Origin of the sequence: Micromonospora sp. HB375 (assembly GCF_017872985.1) — a bacterium.
Lineage (GTDB): Bacteria > Actinomycetota > Actinomycetes > Mycobacteriales > Micromonosporaceae > Micromonospora > Micromonospora chalcea.
Genome location: NZ_JAGGJO010000001.1, coordinates 3,001,352 through 3,006,019, shown reverse-complemented (window position 1 = coordinate 3,006,019; position 4,668 = coordinate 3,001,352). Strand labels below are relative to the sequence as shown.

The following is a 4,668-nucleotide window of genomic DNA, read 5'->3' as shown; positions in this document are numbered from 1 at the left end:
GGTGTGCAGGTAATCGCGTAGGACCAGGGACGGAAGGTACGGCCGGCTCATGAACACCTCGGCGCACGCGACAGTATGCCGCCTCGTCAGCGACGTCCCTTCGGCGAACGGATGGCGAACTTTAACACCGCTTCTCGGCCACTCACCAGGTCGAATACCGGACATTGTGGAAGGTCCGGCGCGGGTACGAGTCCTTACCTGCTCTTTGTCGCTTATTCCGCCACAGGGGTGTGACTGACGACGATGTGTCGCATTAGGTCGATGATTTCCGGCAGATGGTCGGTAAGGAAGAAATGCCCGCCGGGAAACACGTGCCATCGCGGCTCGGTGACACATTCCCGGGCCCACCCCGCGGCCCGTTCCGGGTCCACGTGCTCGTCCCCGTCGCCGAGCAGCACGTGCACCGGCACCTCCAGCGGCGGCCCCTGGCGATAGGCGTACCGCTCGGATAGCGCGAAGTCGGCCCGCACCCCGGGCAGGATCAGCTCCATCAGGTCGCGGTCGGCCAGCAGCGCGGCCGGCGTGGCCCCGAAGTCGCGCAGCGCGTCGATGAGACCGGTGTCGTCCAGGTCGTGGACGCGCCGCCGTACCAGCCGGGTCCCCGGCGCCTCCGCGCCGCCGACCAGCAACGCCAGCGGTGCGGGCGCGCCCCGGCGGCGCAGCTCCCGGGTCACCTCGAACGCCACCAGCGCCCCCAGGCTGTGGCCGAACAGCAGGAACGGCCCGGACGCCCGCTCGGCGACGGCCGTCGCCAGCGCGTCCACCAGCTCCGCGAGGTCGTCCACCGGTGGCTCGTGCAGCCGGGCGCCCCGGCCCGGCATCAGCGCGACCTGCACCGACAGCTCCGGCGCGGCCAGTTCCCGCCACTGCGCGAAGGAGGCGGCGACGCCGCCGGCGTACGGGAAGACGAACACCTGGGCGTCGCCGGTCGAGGATCCGGCCGGCCCGAACCAGCGGCTCGCAGTCACCTGGGACATGGCCAGGAGCATAGGGCGCACGGCGCGGCGGACCGCCGCGCGGACGCCGGTCCGGCACGCCCGCGCCGGGCACCGGCCGGTGCTACGGTGGACCGGAGTGATCCAGTGGCGATCAGGCAGGCAGGGAGACCAGACATGGCGGGTGACGACGACATCTCCGGGTGAGACCGGACATGTGACCGACCACAGGCAGGCGCCGTGGTCGTGTCGTCGTACCCCGAGACCGTGTCCCCCGCCGGGCGGCTGAGGTCCGCCCGCCCTCATCTTCGAGGTCGTCTTCCTGATGTCCGATTCCTTCGTCGTCTGCTCGAACCTGACCTTCTCCTGGCCCGACGACACTCCGGTCTTCCAGAACCTCTCCTTCACCCTCGGCGCGGGCCGGACCGGCCTGGTCGCGCCGAACGGCGCCGGTAAGAGCACGCTGCTCAAGCTGATCGCCGGTGAGCTGCGGCCCGCCGCCGGGTCGGTCACGGTGCACGGTGTGCCGGGCTACCTCCCGCAGAGCCTGCCGCTGTCTGGCGACCTGACCGTGGCGCAGGTGCTGGAGATCGCCCCGCTGATCGCGGCGCTGCACGCCATCGAGTCCGGCGACGCCGACGAGCGGCACTTCACCACCATCGGCAACGACTGGGACATCGAGGAGCGCACCCGCGCCCAGCTGGACCGGCTCGGCCTCGGCGACCTCGCGCTCGACCGGCGGCTGGACACCCTCAGCGGCGGGCAGGTCGTCTCGCTCGGCCTGGCGGCGCAACTGCTCAAACAGCCCGACGTGCTGCTGCTGGACGAGCCCACTAACAACCTCGACCTCGACGCCCGGCACCGGCTCTACGACGTGCTGGAGCAGTGGACCGACTGCCTGCTGCTGGTCAGTCACGACCGGGCGCTGCTGGACCGGATGGACCGCATCGCCGAGCTGGACCGCGGCGAGGTGCGGTTCCACGGCGGGAACTTCACCGCGTACGAGGAGGCGGCGCGCGCCGCGCGGGAGGTGGCGGAGAAGAACATCCGCAACGCCGAGCAGGACCTCAAGCGGGAGAAGCGGGAGTTGCAGGAGGCCCGCGAGCGGGCGGCCCGCCGGGCCGGCAACGCCGCCCGCAACCTCAAGAACGCGGGGCTGCCGAGGATCGTCGCCGGCGGCATGAAACGGGACGCGCAGGTGGCCGCCGGCAAGGCGAACGAGATGCACTCCGGGCGGGTGGACGACGCCCGGGCCCGGCTCGACGAGGCCGAGCGGGCGCTGCGCAACGAGCAGAGGATCTCGGTGGAGCTGCCCGCCACCGAGGTGCCGGCCGGCCGCACGCTGCTCACCGCCGAAGGAGCGCAGATCCGGTACGGCGACCGGCAGTTGTTCGCCACAGGTGGCGTCGACCTGACGATCCGGGGACCGGAGCGGATCGCCGTGCTCGGCGGCAACGGCGCGGGCAAGTCCACGCTGCTGCGCCTGATCAACGGCGACCTGGAACCCGAGCAGGGCCGGATCACCCGGGCCGACGGCCGCATCGCGTACCTGTCGCAGCGCCTCGACCTGCTGGACTCCGACCGTACGGTGGCGGAGAACCTGGCCGCGTTCGCGCCGCAGGCCCCGGACGCGCAGCGGATGAACCTGCTGGCCCGCTTCCTGTTCCGCGGCCCGCGGGCGCACCTGCCGGCTGGGGTGCTCTCCGGCGGCGAGCGGCTGCGGGCGACGCTGGCCTGCGTCCTGGGCGCCGAGCCGGCCCCGCATCTCCTGCTGCTCGACGAGCCGACGAACAACCTCGACCTGCTCAGCGTCGCGCAGTTGGAGAGCGCGCTGAACGCGTACCGGGGGGCGCTGCTCGTGGTCAGCCACGACGAGCGGTTCCTCGCCGCGATCGGGGTCGAGCGCTGGCTGCGGCTCGCCGACGGGCGCCTGACGCAGACCGGTCCCCCGGACGCCGCCTGACCGGGCGCGGCGGCTGTCAGGCGGGCGGGAGGCGGACGACGAACCGGCAGCCGCCGGTGACGTTGTGCGCGTGCACCCGCCCGCCGTGCGCCTCGACCAGGCCGCGCACGATCGCCAGGCCCAGCCCGCCACCGGCCGGCGCCGGCTGGTCCGCGCCGGCCGGTGTGCGGGCCCGGGTCCCCCGGAACGCCACGTCGAACACCCGGGGCAGGTCCGCCTCGGGGATGCCGCCGCAGGTGTCGGAGACGGCGAACCACACGTCGCCCTCGTCGTGGCCGGTGTCGACGCGCACCGTGCCGTCCGGCGGCGTGTACCGCACCGAGTTGACGAGCAGGTTCGTGACGACGCGGGCGAGTTCGGCCTCGCCGGCCCGGACCGTGGGCCAGCCGGTCTCCGGGGCGAGCACACGCACCCCCCGGTCGGCGGCCAGCGGCGCGGTGGCGGCGATCGCGTCGGAGACGACGTCGCCGAGCGGCACCGGGGACAGCGCGGGCCGCAGCGCGCCCGCGTTGATCCGGGACAGCTCGAACAGGTCGTCGACCAGCCGCGTCATCCGGTCGGTCTCGACCCGGACCCGGTGGTGGTACTCGGCCACCGTCACCGGATCGTCCACCACCCGGTCCTCCAGCGCCTCCGCCATCGCCCGCAGGCCGGCCAGCGGTGTCCGCAGGTCGTGGGAGACCCAGGCGACCAGTTCGCGGCGGCCGGCCTCCAACTGCCGTTCCCGCTGCCGGGCCTGGTCGGCCCAGACCGCCGCCCGCGCCAGCCGGCGGGCGAACGCCACACCGACGGCCAGGCTGACCGCCGCGGACGCCGCGACCGTCACGAGAACCACCTGCAGGTCGTGCGCGGACAGGAACATGGCCTGCGCGACAGCGGTGACGCCCGCCGTCACCGAGGCGATCGTGACCGCGAGCAGCACCGCGATGTGCGCGAGGATCGACCGGCGGCGCACCAGCCGCAGCGCGCCCACGCCGAGCGCGCCGACGACCGCGCCGGCCAGCAGGGCGTAGGACCCGATGACCAGCAGCTCGCTCACCGGGACCCCAGCGGCTCGTAGCGGTAGCCGACGCCCCACACGGTGACGATGCGGCACGGCTGCGCCGGGCGGTCCTCGATCTTCTCCCGCAGCCGCCGGACGTGGACGGTGACGGTCGATTGGTCGCCGAAGCGCCAGCCCCACACCCGGTCCAGCAGTTCGGCCCGGGACCACGCGCGACCCGGGTTCGCCAGCAGGAACGCGAGCAGGTCGAACTCCCGCACGGTCAGCGCCAGCGGCTCCCCGCCTCGCTCGGCGACCCGCCGGCCGGCGTCGACGGTCAGGTCGCCGTCGCGCAGCACCCCGGCCGGTCCCCGGTCGTCGCGCGCCGTGCGCCGCAGCACCGACCGGATGCGCAGCACCAGTTCCCGGGGGGAGAACGGCTTCGTCACGTAGTCGTCCGCGCCGACCTCCAGCCCGGCGACCCGGTCGGCCTCGTCGCCGAGCGCGGTGAGCATGACGACGGGCAGCCCCGGCAGCCTCCGCCGCAGCCGCCGGCACACCTCGATGCCGTCGAGGCCCGGCATCATCAGGTCGAGGACCACCAGGTCGGGCGGCTGCTCCCCGGCCGCGACGAGCGCGTCCGCCCCGTCGAAAGACAGCCGGACCCGGTAGCCGTCCTGTTCGAGATAGCGGCGGACGACATCGCTGACCGTCCGGTCGTCGTCGACGACGAGCACGTAGCGCTCCATGGGCCCGACGCTACCCATCGGCGTCCCGGCGCGGCGGCC

General features: G+C 73.7%; 4 protein-coding genes. 1 reads left to right on the top strand and 3 read right to left on the bottom strand.

Annotation, left to right across the window (positions count from 1 at the left end; all coding sequences use genetic code 11):
• Window positions 1–212 precede the first annotated feature (212 nt).
• A complete protein-coding gene (locus J3R08_RS13800) occupies window positions 213–977 on the bottom strand; it encodes a thioesterase II family protein (RefSeq protein ID WP_245254731.1) in 765 nt (254 codons plus the stop codon).
• A 283-nt stretch (window positions 978–1,260) separates the two neighbouring features.
• On the opposite strand from J3R08_RS13800, the gene abc-f reads away from it, so the two are divergent.
• The gene (gene abc-f / locus J3R08_RS13795) at window positions 1,261–2,898 is read left to right on the top strand and encodes a ribosomal protection-like ABC-F family protein (protein WP_209961486.1); all 1,638 of its coding nucleotides are present in this window, start codon (window positions 1,261–1,263) and stop codon (window positions 2,896–2,898) included.
• Between the two features lie 16 nt (window positions 2,899–2,914).
• Here the strand turns inward: abc-f and J3R08_RS13790 are convergent, their stop codons facing one another.
• Window positions 2,915–3,937 carry a sensor histidine kinase KdpD gene (locus tag J3R08_RS13790; protein ID WP_064446287.1) on the bottom strand — a complete coding sequence of 341 codons (1,023 nt, stop codon included), beginning with the start codon at window positions 3,935–3,937 and terminating at the stop codon, window positions 2,915–2,917.
• Window positions 3,934–4,647 carry a response regulator transcription factor gene (locus J3R08_RS13785; protein WP_140946063.1) on the bottom strand — a complete coding sequence of 238 codons (714 nt, stop codon included), beginning with the start codon at window positions 4,645–4,647 and terminating at the stop codon, window positions 3,934–3,936. The genes J3R08_RS13790 and J3R08_RS13785 overlap by 4 nt, the downstream gene beginning before the upstream one ends.
• Window positions 4,648–4,668: the final 21 nt, after the last annotated feature.

Excerpts from the sequence above, each read along its gene's own strand:
- J3R08_RS13800 (WP_245254731.1), bottom strand. The coding sequence starts at position 977 with ATGTCCCAGGTGACTGCGAGCCGCTGGTTCGGGCCGGCCGGATCCTCG.
- abc-f (WP_209961486.1), top strand. The coding sequence starts at position 1,261 with ATGTCCGATTCCTTCGTCGTCTGCTCGAACCTGACCTTCTCCTGGCCC.
- J3R08_RS13785 (WP_140946063.1), bottom strand. The coding sequence starts at position 4,647 with ATGGGTAGCGTCGGGCCCATGGAGCGCTACGTGCTCGTCGTCGACGAC.